Genomic DNA, 20343 nt, shown 5'->3' with positions numbered 1-20343 from the left:
GTAAACTTCGGACTTTACGTTGCTGTGGACGCTTATCCCCTACTAAATGCCTCTTATGCAATTTCTGTTCGTCGGTACAGACTTTTGCCGTTTCGCTGCCTTCACTGCATACCTCACGGTAAACCAGCTTGCGACGTGCTAATGATTCGGGTTTTCAATCCGCTCATAAGGGACTTACACCCTCTGGAAAAATATCAGACTGTATCATTTGTTTTCTAATCCAAAAAGTCTAATTTCGAATCGAGAACAAACGATTTACAATCTGCTTCCTGCTCATGCAGGGCACACACAGCTGTTTTGATATAATGTGTGATTTAGTGGAATTACCGTTTCGCATCTTATTTTCTGCAAAGCCGAAAATTGAAAGGTTACGAACCACACACCATCTCAAAGCAGCGAAACGTTATGCCCAATTATAAAAAAAAAAGAACCGAATGAAAGTTAAGAATATTATATCATCACTGATTCTGACTATTTATAGCTTGACAATTTTTGCTCAAGACCAAACAACGGAAAATTTAAAAACTTTGTCCGACAATAAGCAATTTGACAAAATAATAGAACAAAACGCTTCTAATTCAAAGGATTACACCGCCAAAGCATTGTATTATATTGGACAAGCTTACTATATGAGAGAAGACGATAACAATTGTCTTAAATTTATGAATCTTTCAATCGAAAAAGATTCAAAAGACCCTGCTCCACTATATATAAAGGCTTCGACTTTGAACTATATGCAGAAGTATGATGAAGCTGTAAAATCTTTCCAATTAGCTATTAGTTTAAAATCGGACGATGCCGAATTTTACAGCGGACTTGGCGACTCTTACTATAATTTAGAAAAATTAGACCTAGCTCTTGAAGCGTACAAAAAAGCAACTGAACAAAAGAACTGCCAAGACAGACCATATTCATTTGTTGCTCAAATCTATTCTGACCAAAAAAATAACGACAAAGCATTAGAAGCCTATTATATAGCTAAATCAAAAATAGACAATAAATCTAATTCATATATAAACGCATTGTTCAATATCGGACTACTTGAATCTTTAAAAGGTAATTATGACAAAGCAGAACCTGCCTTTGTTGAGCTTTTACAATTAGACCCAACCGATTATCATTCTTATGCAAAACTCATCCAAATCTATTATCATAGAAAAGAGTATGATAAAGCAAAACCATATAAAGTCAAACTATATGATGCGTACAAAAATGGGCTACTTAAAGACAATTTAAAAGATATGTTTTGCTTCGATCAATTCAAATGGAATGACAAGCTAATTCAAGTATATGAAAGATACGAAGAAGGTTCAAAAGACATTTACAATAAACATTTGTTCTATGTTGTAAATCAGGACGACAACATTGAATATAGAATCCAAACAGAGTTTTCTCCAATTTCTGTAGAACAAGGCGGGTCAAAATATTTACTCTGCCGAACAAAAGGCGATACACATTCGACATTCAACATTGGCTTTAACGACAACTTAAAATATGATGACTTGAAGAAAAGTGTAATTGAAATTCTTGAAGATAAAGTTAAACCGACAGCGACTTCAAGACCAACTAAATAACAAGAATAACTGGGCATAACCGCCGTTTTGAGCTTCAATAGCACATTCAAAAATGGTAAATATTTAATAGACTATGTTGACCAAAACGATATGCTTATTTTAACATACAATATAAATTCCAAAGAATATTTAATTCATAACGTGGAAAAGCAACTTGTAAAGAAAATTAAACGGAACACATAACAGCTAAGGCTTTGTTGGGCTTGAAAAGCTAGCGCAGATTTGGAATCTGTGGCCACACAGTAGAGCAAGTATATAGAAATAGCGAGCGGAGATTTCTCCTTCGTCGAAATGACAAGATGGAGCTGTTTTTACTTAACCAATACGCAAACCATAATCAATAAATTTATAATGAAAAAAAATCTTGCCCTAATATTATTATTTGTTTTGAATTTCCATGTGTCTACTTCACAGTCGTTAGAAGAAAAAGCGGCAACAGAGACTTGCAATTGTTTAGCTAAATATGATAAACCAAGTGAAAAAAATTTTAGTGAATGTATTGGTAATTCATTCGCGAAAGTGTTTTTTGAGGAAAAAGATGAAAAAATTAGAGAAAAAGCCAATACGGTGGAAGGAATTACTCAAATAATCAAAGAGGTAAGTGCACTTTTACCGAAAACTTGTGATGCGCTGAAAGAGAAAAGAAACAAGGATCAAAAAGAATTACTTTACTCTGACTCTGAAATTGAAAGTGCAAAAAACTATTATAGTATTGCTAAAGACATGATGATGGATAGTAAATATGATTTAGCGATAAAAAGCTTTCAAATGGCAATAGGAAAGGATAAAAATTACGTGCTTGCCTATGATGATATGGCTGCTTGCTATAGGCAACTTGGCGATTATGATAGTGCGATAAAATACTATAAAAAATCGTTAGAAATTTTCCCTGAAGGAGATTTTGCTTTGATGAATATTGGTGTTGTCTATACTTTAAAATCTGATTTTAAAACTGCAGTAAGTTATTATGAAAAACTTATTAAATTTAGACCTAAAAATGCAGAAGGCTATTTTGGAGCGGCAAAAAATTATTTTGTATTGAAAGAATATGAAAAAGCATTAGATAATATTTTTATCGCACATAGAATTTATACTAATGACAATTCGAGTTATATAAAAGATTCCGAACAAATTATGGGAGCGATGTACCAACAGCTAAAATCAGAAAACAAAGAAGCGTTATTTTTAAAAATAGCCAAAAAAAACAATATGAAAATAGAATAGTTTTAGAGTAATATATCCCGCTGCAAGCACAAGGGCAGACGTCCTTGATATATCCCACGCTAGCGCAAGCTTCTCGCTTGTGCCCGCAAAGAATTTCATCTCTTAGACAATAAAACAGCAGTAATAAACAGCTTATTAATAAAAACAATACAATTATATCAAACTAATTTTTTATGAGAATGCACAAAAACGTTTACTTAGCATTTGCTATTTTATTTTTAATATCCTTTATCGATTCCTTATTTGATACCGGAGCGACGCACGAACTATTCTTTTGGGAGGTTAATATTTGGTTGTATCGAGTGTTTCGATTGGCAATAGCAGTATTGTTCATGAAATCGTATTGGGACATCAAAAAAGCTGAAAAAAGTACGGAGCAATAAATAAGGGAAACGGCCACTGCTGCCACAAAGAATGTCAATTGAAATCTTGATTCTAGCAAAACATCAAAATCTATCCAAAATGAAAAAAATCCTTGTCTTTTTAGTAGTACTTGTTACGGTACCTACATTTTCTCAAAACTTCAATAAAGCCAAAATTGACAGTCTGTTTCAGGTTCTGGAAACCAAAGATAAATATATGGGAAGCGTTGCAGTATCAGAAAACGGGAAAATTATTTATACGAATGCCATAGGAAAGGAAGATGTCGAAAGCAATAAAAAAGCAACAGTTTCTACCAAATATAGAATTGGTTCCATCTCTAAAATGTTTACTTCGGTTTTAGTTTTTAAAGCCATCGAAGAAAAGAAACTAAGTCTGAATCAAACTATTGAAAGCTATTTTCCAACTATTGAAAATGCGTCTAAAATTACGATCAGCAATTTATTGAACCACCGCAGCGGAATTTATAATTTTACCAGCGCTGATGAATATGCGTCCTATAGCGCAGTCCCTAAAACCGCCAAAGAAATGGTGGGTATTATTGCCAAAGGCAAAAGTGTTCTTGAACCCAATAGCAAAGGAGAGTACAGCAATTCTAATTATGTGTTGTTGAGTTATATTCTGGAGGAAGTCTACAAACAGTCGTATGCGGCATTAGTACAAACTAAAATAGCAAAGCCATTAGGGTTAAAAAACACCTATTTTGGCGGTAAAATAAGTACCGCTAACAACGAATCTAATTCCTACAGCTATACAGAAAAATGGAATAAAGAAACCGAAACGGATACCTCAATTCCAATGGGAGCTGGAGGGATGGTTTCTACTCCAACCGATTTAACTCAGTTTATTGACGCGTTATTCGCCGGAAAATTGATTGCTGCAGCTTCATTGGAACAAATGAAAACAATCCAGGATAAATACGGAATGGGAATTTTTCAAGTGCCGTTTTATGATAAAATCGGCTATGGACATACTGGAGGAATCGATGGATTTCGTTCGGCATTGTCTTATTTCCCCGAAAGTAAACTGAGTGTTGCCATTACTTCAAACGGTATGAATTATGGAAATAATGATATCGTGATTGCGATTTTATCGAGCTACTACAATAGAAAATTTGAAATTCCCACGTTTAACACTTTAGACCTCAAAACAGAAGATTTAGACACTTATTTAGGAGTTTATGCAAGTGCTACGTTTCCATTGGCAATAACAGTTACAAAGGATAATACGAAATTGATGGCACAAGCAACGGGACAAGGTGCTTTTCCGCTGGAAGCCATTAAAAATGACACATTCGAATTTAAAGCTGCTGGAATTACGTTAGAATTTAATCCAACAGCGAATCAAATGACCATTATTCAAGGCGGAACAAAAAATGTTTTGATAAAGAAGTAAGTTTTTTATATTAGCACAGTTGAAACTCTTTTGCAGCAGCTGTACAATCGTGGCTTGTAGCTGTCGTAAAAAAAAGACGGAAGAAACACAATTCTATTTGTAAGATAAATTGTTTATATTTACTCTTTAATATTCTGTTTAACAGCAATTAGGAATTTTTTAGATAAAAACAAGGAGTACCAATTTTAAAAGGTAATAGGAATTGAAAACATTTGAAACAGAACGGTTATTTCTGACACCAACTACTACGGAAGATGCCGAATTTATTTTAGTACTCTTCAACAGTCCAAAATGGATTGAGTTTATCGGGGATCGCAATTTAAAAACCAGTGAAGATGCTGCTGCATATATCTCGAATAAGATGACACCTCAAATCGAAAGACTTGGTTTTGGGAATTATACCGTCACCAGAAAATTTGACGGAGCAAAAATAGGCGGCTGCGGTCTGTACGATAGAGATGGTTTCGAAGGCTTTGATATTGGCTTTGCTTTTCTTCCGCAATATGAAAAGAAAGGCTACGGTTTTGAAAGTGCTAATGTCCTAAAAGAGCTCGCTTTCAGTGAATTTAATTTAACGGAAATTAGCGGAATAACTTCAGTAAAAAATATCGCCTCTCAAAAATTATTGATAAAATTAGGCCTCCACTTTGAGAAAAAAATTAAACTGACCCAAGGTACTCAAGAGGTATTGTTGTATAAATTAGTGTTCTAAAAGAAGGAGAATTAATATGGGGACCATGCCAATTGTTTCTGTAAAAAAAGCGTTTATAGTGACTGCAAAGGAGGAGAAACAGCTCAATAATGAATTTTTAATTAAATTTAGTCTCTGCTAATCATATTCAGTTTAAGATACAGAAGTATGAAAAAAACGATTAATTTAGGTTTAGTATTGATGATTGGATTGAATTGTTTTGGATTGCGAAAAGCGAATAAAGAAGTACAAACTTATCAAGATATTCACAGTAAATCCTTCCTTGTAGATGTACATAATGATAGCCTAGCGTAAACAATGGACTGGGACTACGCTTATTGATTAAGACTTGCATAGAAAAACGCACAACGATTTAAAAAAGGGAAAGAACGCGGAATTGATGTGTACTCTTTTTCTGTCTTAATGATGTTGATCATCTAAATCCCTACAATTTTGTCGCACGTGAAATAGACAGTGTGGACGGTACAATCTAAATAAAATTGTAAAAGTAGCCAACACGGTCGCACAATATAAAATAGTGAAACAGCACAAAATGGCTCATTAAAAGGCGTGGAACGCGGTTATCAAATCGAAGATGATTTAGATAAACTGGGTGCATTCTACAAAATAGGTGTACGCTATGTTACGCTGACTTAAAATTACTCTACTTCGTGCGCAACAATCACTGCTGATGAAACGTTTACCAAAGACTTAAAAAACAAAGGCTTGACTGGTTTTGGATAAAAACTTTTGCAACATAGGAATGAACTGGGTATTATGGTCAGTATTTCTCATGTGGGCGGGCAGACTTTTTTGTGATGTTATCGCTACCACGACGGACCCTATAATTGCTTCTCACAGTTCCGTTACACACTTTGTGCGCACCATTGGAATCTCAAAGACGACAAAATTAGAGCTATCGCAAAGAACGGCGGAGTCATTCAGGTGAACTTTAACAGGGGATTTCTGGATCTTACTGAAGATAAAAGGGAAGAGCCGTTTCTTGAAAAACACAAAGCGGAGATAGATTCCATTGTTAAATCGGGCAAAACAGCTATGTTGCCGAAGGAATGATATACAATAAATACCATACAGAGGCACAAGCTCTTAATGCTCCTTTTGCTTTTGTAATTAAACATATTAAATATATCATTAAACTCGCAGGTTTAGATTACATAGGAATAGGATCAGAATTTGACGGTATTCAAGTGCCACCAAAACGTTAGATGACGTTACGACTAATCCATTAATCACAAAAGCAGTGCTTGAAAAAGGCCAAACTAAAAACGACATCAGGAAAATATTAGTCACTAATCTTCTGCGAATTTTGGATGTCAATAGACAATACTAATTTCTGAACTACCAGATAATGATCCCAAGAATAGCAATATTTCCAGAGAAAAAAATAATAGGAATGCGAATGACGATGTCCTATAAAGAATATAAAGCGAGAGAATATGACAGATCAATATCCGCACAATTATAAGTAGCTAGCGAAATCTAGTCCTTTGTAACAGTACGCTTCTATCAATAATCGTATCGAATTAAACAATATTTAGTTACAATGGTGGATACATTGGAACAGATTATTACATGGTACAATTGTTTAGTCCGGGCTTTTATGATGATTTTAATTGCGTTGCACAGTTTTAGTATTGGACAGCCGTGGCGATTCCTGACTTTCGCATTTATTAATTGAATTCAAGCAATCAACAGTGGTCTTTATGCTGTTTTTAATTACAAATGGGATATGAAAAGAGATCTTGCAGCGTTTGCATGTATTTTTGCTACTTGGCTACCGAGCTCTAAGTATGTTTTAGATCATCGGCCTCATTTTGAAATATTAGGTGATAAATACAAAAATGATAACCTTAAATTTGAAGAGGAAATTTGGACTCCAGTTCAACTCAAAAAGTAGTAACTTGGCTCCTCAAAGTAAAATAGCAATCGAGCGATCGGAATGGATGAAAAGCAAAAATTAAAGGAAGTGGCCGCACTTTTTTTAAAATTAGGATTTATAGGTTTTGGAGGTCCAGCCGCGCACATTTCGATGATGCGAGACGAGGTAGTGGTGAAAAAAAAGTGGCTTGAGGAACAACATTTCTTAGATTTAATAGGCGCCACTAATTTGATTCCAGGTCCTAACAGTACCGAAATGGCTATTCATATTGGTCATGAAAGGGCAGGGTGGAAAGGGCTTGTTGTTGCCGGCGTCTGTTTTATCGTCCCAGCTGTTTTACTAACGGGAATTTTTGCTTGGCTTTATAAAGATTACGGGCAACTTCCTGAAATCCAACCTTTTTTGTATGGTATAAAACCCGCCATCATCGCCATCATTCTGGGTGCTATTTTTCCACTTGCAAAAAAATCCATAAAAACAGTTCGGTTAGCGATGATAGGTATCATTGTTTTACTGCTTTCGCTGTTGCAGTTCAATGAAATTGCGCTTCTTTTTGGCGCCGGATTTTTAGCGTTATTTTGGAATTCATTGACCAATAAAAACTCGGATACAATGGGGAACACCTGGAGTCCGCTATTGCTGTTTCCGGTTTCTAAAATGGCTGTATTGGCACCCACGAACTTTAATTTATTTCTGATTTTCTTAAAAATAGGGGCAATCCTATATGGAAGTGGCTATGTGCTTTTTGCTTTTTTGGATGCCGAATTGGTGACCAAAGGCTTGCTGACACGAACCGAACTTATTGATGCTATTGCTGTGGGACAATTTACGCCAGGACCTGTTTTCTCCTCTGTTACTTTTGTAGGTTATCAAATCAATGGAATATCAGGTGCGCTCATTTCAACGTTGGCGATATTTTTGCCGTCATTTGCGTTTGTGGCACTTTTGAACCCTCTTGTAAAAAAGATGAGAAACTCGAAGGCTTTTGCCATATTTCTAGATGCTGTAAATGTGGCTTCCATCGCAATAATCGTATCCATCTGTTATGAATTAGGGCAAGACACCATCACGGACTGGCGCACGATTTTAATTGCACTATTGAGTATTGTAATTGTATTTTATTACAAGAAAATAAACAGTGCCTTTGTCGTTCTTGGGGGAGCGCTTTTTGGATATTTATTGATGTTGTTGTAAAGAAAGCACGTTCTTTTTTATGATGCGATATTAAAGTGTGGTTATTGTCAAAAAATCAAAAAGCCAACAAGTATACCATACGCTGTGGCATTTTTGAATTAACAACCTCTTCTATTTTTATTTGTAATGCATTATTAGCATCCATCGCAAGGAATTAAACAAAGACTAAACTTAATAAAAATACACCAGAGACCTGATCACCTTCAAGAACCTCTTCTCTAGTCATTCGTGAGAATTCATAGGTCTACGTTCTGGATAAATGTTGCGCTGCTACTTTTTGCATCGCTTTAATAGCATCACCTGCGCTGTGTTTAGGATTTGTTTTACTGCTTATATTAACCGCTTAAACTTGTTTAAACAAGGAACTAGGAACGTACATTCTTTTAAACTCTACAAACTGAATGATTGCAACTTATTGACTATCAATATTATTAATATAGATATTATTTATGTACTCAAGATTTGCACTGTCTTCTGGTTTTGCCTGAATCATCGAACGGTACTGGTTTACCAAACTTGTTGAAATCCGTCGCATATAACACACCATAATAGCTTGCATGGTAATAAAGATATCAGATATGGCTATATTAGCCTCTTGGGCCTTCTCTACATTAACATCCATTTGATATTGAGGGAAATTAAGATTGACACTAATGATGGCATACCGCACTTAGGACCTTTCATCGACGCTCCTAAAATCCTTGCCGCTAATGGTGATATATCAAATAAAGAATCAAAATGAATATCGGAAATCTCAATGATTTATTTCCTCTACTTTTTTAAGCTTTCCGTATTTTTTTTGGGGAAAAGCACAATTAGTTCGAAAGAATTTGAACCAAAAAAAATTAATTTTATTGGAATTGCTTGATTCGGACAAATCGTATCAAAAAGATGACCTATTCACTAGTAACAAAGGCTTGTAAAAACACTTTCTTTAATAAAATCTATTTTACCTATATTTGTCGACCTAAAAACAAAGGTATAGTGAGTCAAATCAATAAGCTAAAAATATTTAATGATCCCATTTATGGATTTATTACCATCCCCAATGCCTTAATTTACGATTTAATACAGCATCCTTATTTTCAACGCCTCAGGCGAATTTCGCAGATGGGATTGTCTTATTTGGTTTATCCAGGTGCTAATCATACGCGTTTTCATCATGCTTTAGGTTGCATGCATCTAATGCAGAAAGCGGTTGTAGTATTGCGTTTTAAAGGGGTAGCCATCTCTACAGAGGAAGAAAATGCTTTATATATCGCTATTTTATTGCATGATATTGGGCATGGACCCTTTTCACATGCAATGGAAAAAAGCATTGTTGAAGATGTACATCATGAGGAAATATCCCTGTTGTTCATGCACCAATTAAACGCTGAATTTGATGGAAAGTTGGATTTGGCCATAAAGGTTTTTAAAGGGGAATATCATCGCCTGTTTATGTTGCAGCTAATTTCGAGTCAACTGGATATGGATCGCATGGATTACCTGAAACGCGACAGTTTTTACTCAGGTGTGGCCGAAGGGAATGTGAACTCAGAGCGATTGATTCAAATGATGAATGTTGTGGATGATGTTTTGGTTATCGAAGAAAAAGGCATTTATTCCGTTGAGAAATTTTTGATGTCCAGGCGCTTAATGTACTGGCAAGCCTATCTGCATAAAACTAGTTTAGTGGCCGAATTAATTTTGACCCGAATCCTCAAACGTGCTAAAGAATTAACAGGGAAAGGAGTAGTTTTACCTTGCAGTGAGCCTTTGCAGTATTTCTTGCAACATAAGATTACAATGAATACATTTGATGCGGGGACTTTAGATTTATTTGCTCAACTCGATGATTTTGATATCATCAGTGCATTAAAAGGATGGCAGCGTCAGAGTGATTTTATATTGTCTTCGTTGAGTAAAATGATTATCAATAGGGATTTATTGAAAATAAAATTAACCAGTGAAAAAGTGGCTATTGAAGATTTAAACCCTTTAAAAGAACGTTTTGCATTGGAAAATAATATCAGTTTATTAGAAGCTAACTATTTTATTTTCAAAGGAAAAATAAAAAACCAAGCGTACAGCAAGGAAGCGGAGCCGATACGAATATTGAAAAAAGACAAGACCGTTGAGGATGTTATTGAATCTTCTGACCAATTGAATTTGAAATCATTATCCAAATCCGTGACCAAATATTACATCTGTTTCCCAAAACAACTTGTGGAAATGAACATTTAAATTCTATTTTTTTATATTTTTGTGGCAATGAAATTTACAGCAGAACAAATAGCGGGTATATTAGAAGGTGAAGTTATTGGGAATCCCAATGCTGAAGTACATGTGTTATCTAAGATTGAAGAGGGAAAAGAAGGTTCACTGACTTTTTTATCAAACCCAAAATACAACAACTTTATCTATAGTACCGAAGCTACAATCACGATTGTAAATAAAAGCTTTATGCCGGAATCAGAATTAAAAACGACCCTGATAAAAGTAGAGGATGCTTATTTAGCGTTTTCTAAATTATTAGAGTTTTATGATCAGGCGAAAGGAAACAAAAGTGGAATAGAGCAACCCTCCGTTATAGCTGAGAATGCTAAATATGGTAATAACCTTTATTTAGGCAGTTTCAGTTATATAGGATTGAATGTAGTTTTAGGTAATAATGTTCAAATTTATCCCAATTGTTTCATCGGGGACAATGTTGTGATTGGAGACAATGTAACTATTTTTGCTGGGACCAAAATTTATGAGCAAACGATAATCGGAAATAATTGTGCCATACATTCTGGTTCAGTTATAGGTGCAGATGGTTTTGGCTTTGCGCCAAATCCTGATGGAACCTTCAAAAAGATTCCGCAAATAGGGAATGTTATTATAGAAGATGACGTCGATATTGGTGCTTGTACTACGATCGATAGGGCTACAATGGGATCCACGATTATAAGGAAAGGAGTAAAACTTGACAACCAAATTCAGGTTGGCCATAATGTTGAAATAGGGGAAAATACCGTAATTGCCGCTCAAACTGGCATTGCAGGTTCGACTAAGCTTGGTAAAAACGGAATGATTGGTGGTCAGGTAGGAATTGCAGGACATTTGACAATAGGAGATAATGTTCGAATTCAAGCGCAGTCCGGAGTAGGAAGAAACATCAAGGATAATGAAATATTACAGGGAAGTCCAACATTTGGCTATAACGATTTTAGTAAGTCGTATGTACACTTTAAGAACTTACCGAAAATAGTCGCAGAATTAGAAGAATTAAAAAAACAAATATTAAACCAAAAAAACGGGAATAATGGTTAAACAGAAGACTATAAAGACAGAAATCTCGCTAACAGGAGTTGGATTGCATACGGGTAAGGAAGTTTTAATGACTTTCAAACCTGCTCCATCAAATAATGGTTTTACTTTTGTCAGAGTAGATTTAGAAGGACATCCTGTTGTTGAGGCAGATGCTAATTATGTAGTAAATACACAACGAGGAACCAATTTAGAAAAGCTAGGAGTAAAAATACAAACCCCAGAACATGTGCTAGCGGCCTTAGTGGGTTGTGATTTAGACAATGTCATCATAGAACTAAATACTTCAGAGCTGCCTATAATGGATGGTTCGTCTAAATATTTTGTTGAAGCGCTTGAAAAAGCGGGCATCGAAGAACAAAATACAAAGCGAAATATTTATGTGGTAAAGGAAATCATTTCATTTACGGACGAGGAAAGCGGAAGCGAAATTTTAATCATGCCAAGTGATCATTATTGCGTTACTGCCATGGTAGATTTTGGTACAAAAATTTTAGGCACGCAAAATGCCACAATAAAAGATATTTCTGAATTTAAAAAAGAAATCTCTGAATCCAGAACATTCAGTTTTTTGCATGAATTAGAGTCGTTGCTAGAAGATGGTTTGATAAAAGGAGGCGATTTGAATAATGCAATTGTATATGTAGATAAAGAAATATCTGAGAGTACAATGAAGAATTTGAAAGTTGCTTTTGGGAAAGACACAATTAATGTAAAACCAAACGGGATATTAGACAACCTTACGTTGCATTATCCTAATGAAGCTGCAAGACACAAACTACTTGACGTAGTAGGTGATTTGGCTTTAATTGGAACAAAAATACAAGGTAAAGTTATTGCTAATAAGCCAGGTCATTTTGTAAACACACAATTTGCTAAAAAGATGGCTAAAATTATAAAAATAGAACAGCGTAATTATGTTCCTGTTTTTGATTTAAATCAGGAGCCGCTGATGGATATTCATAAAATTATGTCTGTTCTTCCTCATAGACCTCCCTTTTTATTTATCGATAGAATTATCGAAATGTCAGACAGTCATGTTGTAGGAATGAAAAATGTTACAATGAATGAAAATTTCTTCGTTGGTCATTTCCCCGAAGCACCTGTAATGCCAGGAGTTATAATTGTGGAAGCAATGGCACAAACAGGAGGAATATTAGTACTAAGTACCGTTCCAGATCCAGAAAATTATCTGACTTATTTCATGAAAATTGATAATGTTAAGTTCAAACAAAAAGTATTACCTGGTGATACCTTGATTTTTAAATGTGATTTAATTACACCGATACGAAGAGGAATTTGTCATATGCAAGCGAACGCTTATGCTAATGGTAAATTAGTAGCAGAAGCCGAGTTAATGGCTCAAATTGCTAAAAAACCATAAACGTAAAGTAGAAACTCTATAAAACTCTGAAATATACTGTTTCAAAGTTTTTGTTTTATATATATAAATAATAAAAAAAAGTAGATGAATCAACCCTTAGCATATGTTCATCCTGGCGCGAAAATCGCTAAAAATGTTGTCATTGAACCTTTTACGACAATCCATAATAATGTAGTTATTGGGGATGGTACTTGGATAGGATCTAATGTTACCATTATGGAAGGCGCAAGAATTGGAAAGAATTGCAGTATCTTTCCTGGTGCAGTTATCTCTGCCGTTCCGCAAGACTTAAAATTTGGCGGAGAAGAGTCCTTGGCAATAATTGGAGACAATTGTACGATTAGAGAATGCGTTACCATTAACAGAGGGACAATTGCTTCCGGTCAAACCACGCTTGGAAACAATTGTTTGATCATGGCTACGGCTCACATTGCGCACGATTGTCATATTGGCGATAATGCCATAATTGTTAACGGTGTTGCATTGGCAGGCCATGTCACTGTTGGTAAATTTGCAGTAATAGGTGGCTTGGCAGCAATCCATCAATTCATTCATATTGGCGATCACGCCATGATATCAGGCGGATCATTAGTTCGTAAAGATGTTCCTCCTTTTACGAAAGCGGCAAAAGAGCCTTTGTCCTATGTGGGTATCAACTCGGTTGGATTGAGGAGAAGAGGCTTCACAACCGAGAAAATCAAAGAAATTCAAGATATTTATAGAATTTTATATCAAAAAAACTATAATACAACACAAGCCATAGGAATTATCGAAGCAGAGATGGAAGCAACTCCGGAACGCGACGAAATACTAGATTTTATCAGAAACTCATCACGTGGGGTAATGAAAGGATACACAGGAAATTATTAAAAAAAGCTATTGGCTGTTGGCTTTAAGCTCTTAGCCTGAAAATAAATATTTAAATATAAATTGCTAATAGCCTTAAGCTAATAGCCAAAAGCAAATCAAATGGCATCTACATCAGACATTAAGAACGGATTATGCATTAAGTACAATAATGACATATACAAAATCATAGAATTTCTTCACGTGAAACCTGGAAAAGGTCCTGCTTTTGTGCGAACTAAACTAAGAAGTTTAACGAATGGAAAAGTATTGGACAATACGTTTTCAGCTGGACATAAGATAGAAGAAGTAAGAGTGGAAAACCATAAGTTTCAATATTTATATCCAGAAGGAGATGATTTTCATTTTATGAATACAGAGACTTTTGAGCAAATATCTTTGAATAAAAACATATTAGATTCGCCAGATTTATTAAAAGAAGGAGAAAATGTTATGGTAAGTATAAACACAGAAACGGAATTGCCTCTTTCTGTAGACATGCCGCCTTCTGTAGTTCTTGAAGTTACTTACGCTGAACCGGGAATCAAAGGGAATACAGCTACTAATGCTACCAAATCAGCAACAGTTGAAACCGGCGCTACCGTAAGTGTCCCTTTATTTATAAATGAAGGAGACAAAATTAAAATTGATACTGCATCAGGTTCTTACATGGAACGTGTAAAAGAATAAATAATTTGATAATGAGAAAATGTGGTAATTAGCTAATTATCACATTTTTTAATTAACACATTTTCTAATTAAATTTATGAAATTTCCAAAAGTTTACGCGCTGCAAGAAATTGCCACTATTATCAACTGTGAGTATGTTGGGAATGCTGATTTTCCTATATCTGGCATGAATGAAATTCATGTTGTAGAAAAAGGAGACATTGTTTTTGTAGATCATCCAAAATATTATACAAAAGCTTTAAATTCAGCGGCCACGATCATCTTGATTAATAAGAAAGTAGATTGCCCGGAAGGAAAAGCCTTATTGATATCAGAAGATCCTTTTAATGATTTTAACAGATTAACAAAGCATTTCAAGCCTTTTAAATCATCAAGTACTTCCATTTCTAATTTAGCAGTTATAGGGCAGGGGACTGTAATTCAGCCCAATGCTTTTATTGGAAATCATGTGGTAATTGGTGAAAATTGTTTGATTCATGCTAATGTGGCTATTTATGACAATACCATAATTGGAAATAATGTAATCATCCATGCAGGAACAGTTCTTGGCGCCGATGCGTTTTATTATAAAAAGCGAGAAGATGGTTTCGATCAATTGCTTTCAGGAGGAAGAGTAGTGATAAAAGACAATGTAGGTATTGGAGCACTTTGTACAATAGACAAAGGGGTTACAGGGGATACCATCATTGGCGAAGGAACAAAAATTGACAATCAGGTTCATGTAGGTCATGACACCGTAATTGGAAAGAAGTGTTTAATTGCCTCTCAAACTGGAATCGCTGGTTGCGTGATCATAGAAGACGAAGTCACGATCTGGGGACAAGTAGGAACTACGAGCGGAATCACGATAGGCAGAAATGCAGTTATTCTAGGCCAAACAGGTGTTACAAAATCGGTTGAAGGCGGGAAATCCTATTTTGGAACACCAATACAAGAGTCAAGGGAAAAATTAAAACAACTGGCCAATATAAAAAAAATTCCAGAGATTTTAAATAAATTAAAATAATAATATGACAGCAAAGGAACTCGTTCAAGATTTTTACAAATCAGATGCACTTATCAACAGTAGTATTATGAAAGAATATTTGCACCCTGATGCTATAGTGGAGTGGAATAGTAGTAAAGGATTGATTCATTTAGACTATGATGGTATAATAGATCTATCCGAAGAATTAGGCAGGGCCTATGTGCGTTCAAAAATTAGGATAAGTCATATTATAGCGGAAAATGATATGATTTCCGTGCGCTATTCTCATTTTGTAAAAACGATAGAAAATCCAAGAGAAGAGATGTTATTGGCACATTTTATATCAATTTGGCAAATAAAAGACAATCAATTATACAAGGGCTATCAAATGAGTCAATTATCATAATATTTTTTGATAAGAAAAGGCCTGAAAATAATTTCAAAACCTTACTTTTGCAAGACAACTTTTAAAAATCACATAAAATATATATCATGAGTGTTTTAGTTAATAAAGATTCCAAAATAATTGTTCAAGGATTTACAGGAAGCGAAGGAACGTTTCATGCTTCACAAATGATTGAGTACGGGACAAACGTTGTAGGTGGTGTAACTCCAGGAAAAGGAGGAACAACACATTTAGACCGTCCTGTTTTTAATACTGTAAGAGATGCTGTAGAACAAGCAGGAGCTGATACTACTATTATCTTTGTACCACCCGCTTTTGCTGCTGATGCGATAATGGAAGCTGCTGATGCAGGAATAAAAGTGATTATCGCTATTACAGAGGGAATTCCTGTAGCTGATATGATCAAAGCAAATGGTTATGTTAAAGAAAGAAACGCGAGATTAATAGGTCCTAACTGTCCAGGAGTTATTACTCCGGGCGAAGCTAAAGTTGGTATCATGCCAGGTTTTGTTTTCAAAAAGGGAACTGTAGGTATTGTTTCTAAATCAGGAACATTAACGTATGAAGCGGCTGATCAAGTAGTAAAACAAGGTTTAGGTATCACTACTGCAATAGGTATTGGAGGAGATCCGATCATTGGAACTACTACAAAAGAAGCAGTGGAGTTATTGATGAATGATCCAGAAACCGAATGTATCGTAATGATAGGTGAAATAGGTGGACAACTAGAAGCTGATGCTGCTCACTGGATTAAAGCTGATGGTAACCGTAAACCAGTAGTGGGATTCATTGCAGGAGTTACCGCTCCAGCAGGGCGTACAATGGGTCATGCAGGTGCTATTGTAGGTGGAACTGATGATACAGCAGAAGCTAAAAAGCAAATCATGAGAGAATGTGGAATACACGTAGTGGATTCTCCAGCAGAAATTGGTAAAAAAGTAAAAGAAGTTTTAGGATAGTTTACTATTTTAAACCAAAAGATAAAAAGCCTCATATTTGTGAGGCTTTTTTATTATTAAATAGAATTAAAGAAATACCTTTGCGCTTTATTAAAAAAAAGCTCTCTTAACGCTTCAAATTTAATAATAACAAACAGCAACGAATGGTTTAGATAATCCTCACGATTTTGTGAGGTATTTTTTTGAGGAAGCCAATTCAAATAAAAATAAAACGATATGTATAAGGAATTAGAAAAATTTAAAGTTAGCGACAAATTTTCATTTGCTGCAGAGGATAGTTTAGAACAAGCTTGTAATGCTTCAGAAGGAAGCGGTGTGTTTTTAGTATATGCAGTAGCAGAAGAAAAAGAGTTAATCATGGTAGGTTCTACAGGGACGGTACAGAATGATGGGACTTTAAAAATAAAAAATGGTGGCTTAAAAGAAAAGATTGTTGAAGGAAATCAGTTTGCAAAGACAGGGAGAAAATATTCTTGGCCAGCACAAATGAAAAAAGAGGATATCAGTTTATTGGAAGTGGTTTGGTACGAAACATTCAATAATGAAACTAAAGGAATTCCCACTGCTGTAGAAGGACAAGTTTTACAAAACTTTTTTGATGAAAACGGTAGATTACCAATATGGAATGTTGCTTTCTAAGATACTTTAATCTAAATATTTATAAAAAATGCTTTACTTCGGTAAGGTCTTTTTTTATATAAAATAAGTAAGGCATTTATTGTTTTTTTATAAATGATGTATTACTTTTGAACACATTATCACGAATCTCATTTTGAGATAGCAACCTGCAAAAACGAGCAAGGTGCTAAAATGATAAGCCAAATCCTTTGGAAAAAATGTTGTTTGCATTCCCATCTTTTAGCTTTTGTTTTTCGTCATATTTAATTCATTTTTAAATTAACTTTATGACAAATTTTTCGAAAAAAACAGGAAATCCCTACGCTTTGATTCCGTTATTTATTTTTATTTTTACTTTTTTGGGTGCCGGAATTGTGTTGAATGATTTTTATGCATTTCCATCTCCTGTGGCTGTCGTGGTTGGGATTATTGCCGCTTTTTTACTTTTCAAGTCTTCCACAGATGAAAAAGTGGCGACGTTAATTGCAGGTTGTGGCGAAAGTAAAATTATGACCATGTGTTTGATTTATTTGTTAGCGGGCGCTTTTGCGGTTGTGAGTAAAGCAATGGGCGGTGTGGATGCCGTTGTTAATTTAGGAATCAGTACTATTGATGTGGCCTATTTCCCGTTAGGAATCTTTTTGATTGCAGGTTTTTTATCCACAGCGACAGGGACTTCTGTAGGGGCGATTGTTGCTTTAGGACCTATAGCGGTTACATTAGCAGATAAAAGCGGAGCCTCATTACCGCTAATTTCCGGGGCTTTATTAGGCGGGTCCATGTTTGGGGACAATCTTTCCATGATTTCTGATACGACCATCGCGGCAACACAGTCCTTGGGTTGTGAATTAAAAGATAAATTCAAAATCAATTTGTTTATTGCATTTCCTGCCGCAGTAATTACCGTGATTTTATTCTTTTACCTCGGTTTAAATTCGGAGATAGTATCTGTTGACCTTCCAAAAGTTGGTTTTGAATGGATTCCTATTATACCTTATATATTGGTAATTGCTTTAGCATTATTTGGAGTAAATGTGTTTGCCACTTTAATTATTGGAACTGTTTTAGCTGGCATCATAGGCTTTATAGGAGGATCTTTTACCTTAATGGAGTTTATCCAGAAGACATATGAAGGTTTCACCGGTATGACTGATATCTTTTTATTGTCCATGCTTACGGGTGGTTTAGCTGCTATGGTGGAAAAAGCGGGAGGGATTAATTACTTACTACATCAAATTAAAAAACGCATTAAAAATAAAAAGTACAGCTCAAGCAGGAATTGGTGCATTGGTTGGTTTTGCTAATTTGGCCATAGCCAATAATACGGTATCTATTGTAATTACGGGACCTATTGCTAAAGAAATTAATGATGAGTATGATTTGAACCCTAAAAAGGTAGCCGCTATTTTAGATATCTTTTCTTGTATTGTGCAAGGAATTTTACCTTACGGAGCACAAGTTTTATTGATTTTGAGCTTTGCCAATGGTAAATTGGACTTTTTTGATTTAATCAGCAATGCCTGGTACCATTTATTTTTATTAATCTTTACGCTATTGGCGATTTATAGTTCGTATTGGGATAAATGGGTAAATAAATTTTTGAAAGTATAAAATTTAAGCCAGCTCCAAGTTTATTAAATTTGAAATTTTTTTTAAAAAAGTAATTATTCTATATTTGACAAGTAGAACGGGTCCTATTAGAAGTGTTGATTGCATTTTATCCGCCACGGCGAATACAAAAATGCTAACGTCTCGAAGCTTTGGGAGTAGGAAGTATGCTAGTGGGTAGGGAGTTAGTTCAAAATAAATATTAAACTCATTTTATAATATGAAATTATTAGAAGGAAAAGTGGTCATCATTACTGGTGCAAGTCGTGGAATTGGAAAAGGAATTGCAGAAGTTTTTGCAAAAAATGGAGCAAATGTTGCTTTTACGTACAGTTCATCTGTTGAGTCGGCGGTAGCATTAGAAAACGAATTGAATGCGCTTGGAATCAAAGCAAAAGGATACCAGTCAAATGCTGCCGATTTTAATGAAGCACAAACCATGGTTGATGCCGTTTTAGCTGAATTTGGAACGGTTGACGTTTTAATCAACAATGCTGGTATCACTAAAGACAACCTTTTAATGCGTATGTCTGAAGAAGATTTTGACAAAGTAATTAATGTCAATTTGAAGTCCGTATTCAATATGACCAAAGCGATTCAGAGAACATTCTTAAAAAAACGTGCCGGATCAATCATTAACATGAGTAGTGTGGTTGGAGTGAAGGGTAATGCAGGTCAAACCAATTATGCCGCTTCAAAAGCAGGTGTTATTGGATTTACAAAGTCTGTAGCACTTGAATTGGGTTCGCGCAATATTCGTTGTAATGCTATTGCACCCGGATTTATTGAAACGGAGATGACTGCAAAATTGAATGATGACGTAGTTCAAGGTTGGAGAGACGGTATTCCTTTAAAAAGAGGAGGTACTACCGAAGATGTTGCTAATGCCTGTCTTTTTCTAGCTTCGGATTTAAGTGGATATATTACAGGTCAAGTATTGAATGTGGACGGGGGAATGCTTACCTAACATTAAAAAAGTAAATAAATCAAGAATTTAAAGATTCGTTTGCGGAATTATTCTAATTTTATCTTTCAATCCTTAAAATTAAAGAATGACACAAGTTACTCTATTATTAATTCTACTTTCATTAGTAATAGCCGGCTGTTTATCTTTTTATCAATATTTTTATAAAGCCAAAACAAATACAAATTAGTAATTTAGTTTTTGGTTCGTTTATTTGTCGTTTCCTTACGCTCTTTTTGGGTTAGTTA

The 20343-nt window shown here is 35.0% G+C and carries 22 protein-coding genes and 1 riboswitch; of the genes, 21 read left to right on the top strand and 1 reads right to left on the bottom strand.

All coding sequences use genetic code 11. From position 1 onward, the window contains the following. The first annotated feature begins 434 nt into the window (after nt 1–434). The 9 genes from A3SG_RS0107465 to chrA all read left to right on the top strand — a co-directional run bounded on the left by A3SG_RS0107465 (nt 435) and on the right by chrA (nt 8359). On the top strand, nt 435–1574 hold the full coding sequence (locus A3SG_RS0107465; protein ID WP_083832412.1) for a tetratricopeptide repeat protein: 1140 nt from the start codon (nt 435–437) through the stop codon (nt 1572–1574). A 351-nt stretch (nt 1575–1925) separates the two neighbouring features. Then, nucleotides 1926–2798, top strand: a complete 873-nt coding sequence (locus A3SG_RS0107460) for a tetratricopeptide repeat protein (protein ID WP_016989402.1) — start codon at nt 1926–1928, stop codon at nt 2796–2798. A gap of 173 nt (nt 2799–2971) precedes the next feature. Then, entirely contained in the window at nt 2972–3181 is a 210-nt protein-coding gene (locus A3SG_RS0107455) for a hypothetical protein (RefSeq protein ID WP_157485351.1), read from the top strand. A 79-nt stretch (nt 3182–3260) separates the two neighbouring features. After that, complete coding sequence (locus A3SG_RS0107450; RefSeq protein WP_035663568.1) at nt 3261–4574, top strand: serine hydrolase domain-containing protein; 1314 nt, start codon at nt 3261–3263, stop codon at nt 4572–4574. Nucleotides 4575–4776: 202 nt separating this feature from the next. Further along, nucleotides 4777–5286, top strand: a complete 510-nt coding sequence (locus A3SG_RS0107445; protein WP_016989399.1) for a GNAT family N-acetyltransferase — start codon at nt 4777–4779, stop codon at nt 5284–5286. Nucleotides 5287–6174: 888 nt separating this feature from the next. Then, entirely contained in the window at nt 6175–6339 is a 165-nt protein-coding gene (locus A3SG_RS23105; protein ID WP_083832411.1) for a hypothetical protein, read from the top strand. After that, nucleotides 6336–6491 carry a membrane dipeptidase gene (locus tag A3SG_RS23100; protein WP_016989396.1) on the top strand — a complete coding sequence of 52 codons (156 nt, stop codon included), beginning with the start codon at nt 6336–6338 and terminating at the stop codon, nt 6489–6491. Before A3SG_RS23105 ends, A3SG_RS23100 begins: the two co-directional genes overlap by 4 nt. Before the next feature lie 473 nt (nt 6492–6964). Beyond that, nucleotides 6965–7183 carry a GyrI-like domain-containing protein gene (locus tag A3SG_RS21155; protein WP_316945217.1) on the top strand — a complete coding sequence of 73 codons (219 nt, stop codon included), beginning with the start codon at nt 6965–6967 and terminating at the stop codon, nt 7181–7183. Nucleotides 7184–7225: 42 nt separating this feature from the next. Then, nucleotides 7226–8359 (top strand): chromate efflux transporter, encoded by a 1134-nt coding sequence (gene chrA / locus A3SG_RS0107420; RefSeq protein WP_016989394.1) that lies wholly within the window; start codon nt 7226–7228, stop codon nt 8357–8359. 412 nt (nt 8360–8771) lie between these two features. On the opposite strand, the gene A3SG_RS0107410 is transcribed toward chrA, so the two are convergent. Further along, on the bottom strand, nt 8772–9029 hold the full coding sequence (locus A3SG_RS0107410; RefSeq protein WP_157485349.1) for a hypothetical protein: 258 nt from the start codon (nt 9027–9029) through the stop codon (nt 8772–8774). A 314-nt stretch (nt 9030–9343) separates the two neighbouring features. On the opposite strand from A3SG_RS0107410, the gene A3SG_RS0107405 reads away from it, so the two are divergent. The 12 genes from A3SG_RS0107405 to fabG all read left to right on the top strand — a co-directional run bounded on the left by A3SG_RS0107405 (nt 9344) and on the right by fabG (nt 20098). Then, on the top strand, nt 9344–10585 hold the full coding sequence (locus A3SG_RS0107405; RefSeq protein ID WP_029596667.1) for an HD domain-containing protein: 1242 nt from the start codon (nt 9344–9346) through the stop codon (nt 10583–10585). 27 nt (nt 10586–10612) lie between these two features. Then, the gene (gene lpxD / locus A3SG_RS0107400) at nt 10613–11656 is read left to right on the top strand and encodes a UDP-3-O-(3-hydroxymyristoyl)glucosamine N-acyltransferase (protein ID WP_016989391.1); all 1044 of its coding nucleotides are present in this window, start codon (nt 10613–10615) and stop codon (nt 11654–11656) included. Next, the gene (locus A3SG_RS0107395; protein ID WP_016989390.1) at nt 11649–13037 is read left to right on the top strand and encodes a bifunctional UDP-3-O-[3-hydroxymyristoyl] N-acetylglucosamine deacetylase/3-hydroxyacyl-ACP dehydratase; all 1389 of its coding nucleotides are present in this window, start codon (nt 11649–11651) and stop codon (nt 13035–13037) included. Before lpxD ends, A3SG_RS0107395 begins: the two co-directional genes overlap by 8 nt. An 84-nt stretch (nt 13038–13121) precedes the next feature. Next, a complete protein-coding gene (gene lpxA / locus A3SG_RS0107390) occupies nt 13122–13907 on the top strand; it encodes an acyl-ACP--UDP-N-acetylglucosamine O-acyltransferase (protein WP_016989388.1) in 786 nt (261 codons plus the stop codon). A gap of 99 nt (nt 13908–14006) precedes the next feature. Then, the gene (efp, locus tag A3SG_RS0107385) at nt 14007–14573 is read left to right on the top strand and encodes an elongation factor P (protein WP_016989386.1); all 567 of its coding nucleotides are present in this window, start codon (nt 14007–14009) and stop codon (nt 14571–14573) included. 76 nt (nt 14574–14649) lie between these two features. Further along, nucleotides 14650–15579 carry a UDP-3-O-(3-hydroxymyristoyl)glucosamine N-acyltransferase gene (locus A3SG_RS0107380; RefSeq protein WP_016989383.1) on the top strand — a complete coding sequence of 310 codons (930 nt, stop codon included), beginning with the start codon at nt 14650–14652 and terminating at the stop codon, nt 15577–15579. Nucleotides 15580–15583: 4 nt separating this feature from the next. Next, nucleotides 15584–15946 (top strand): nuclear transport factor 2 family protein, encoded by a 363-nt coding sequence (locus tag A3SG_RS0107375; protein WP_016989382.1) that lies wholly within the window; start codon nt 15584–15586, stop codon nt 15944–15946. Between the two features lie 86 nt (nt 15947–16032). Beyond that, complete coding sequence (sucD, locus tag A3SG_RS0107370) at nt 16033–16905, top strand: succinate--CoA ligase subunit alpha (RefSeq protein ID WP_016989380.1); 873 nt, start codon at nt 16033–16035, stop codon at nt 16903–16905. A 216-nt stretch (nt 16906–17121) separates the two neighbouring features. Then, nucleotides 17122–17544 (top strand): hypothetical protein, encoded by a 423-nt coding sequence (locus A3SG_RS0107365; RefSeq protein WP_016989379.1) that lies wholly within the window; start codon nt 17122–17124, stop codon nt 17542–17544. 111 nt (nt 17545–17655) lie between these two features. Then, a riboswitch (SAM-I-IV-variant riboswitch) is annotated at nt 17656–17752 on the top strand. Nucleotides 17753–17810: 58 nt separating this feature from the next. Next, nucleotides 17811–18827 (top strand): Na+/H+ antiporter NhaC family protein, encoded by a 1017-nt coding sequence (locus A3SG_RS19320; RefSeq protein WP_316945215.1) that lies wholly within the window; start codon nt 17811–17813, stop codon nt 18825–18827. A gap of 1 nt (nt 18828) precedes the next feature. Beyond that, the gene (locus tag A3SG_RS22945; RefSeq protein ID WP_316945214.1) at nt 18829–19134 is read left to right on the top strand and encodes a Na+/H+ antiporter NhaC family protein; all 306 of its coding nucleotides are present in this window, start codon (nt 18829–18831) and stop codon (nt 19132–19134) included. A 217-nt stretch (nt 19135–19351) separates the two neighbouring features. Next, entirely contained in the window at nt 19352–20098 is a 747-nt protein-coding gene (fabG, locus tag A3SG_RS0107355; protein ID WP_016989378.1) for a 3-oxoacyl-[acyl-carrier-protein] reductase, read from the top strand. Nucleotides 20099–20343: the final 245 nt, after the last annotated feature.

The organism is Flavobacterium sp. ACAM 123, assembly GCF_000264055.1.
GTDB lineage: Bacteria > Bacteroidota > Bacteroidia > Flavobacteriales > Flavobacteriaceae > Flavobacterium.
Note: the sequence above shows the minus strand (reverse complement) of the source record. Positions and strands in the feature narration are given on the sequence as shown.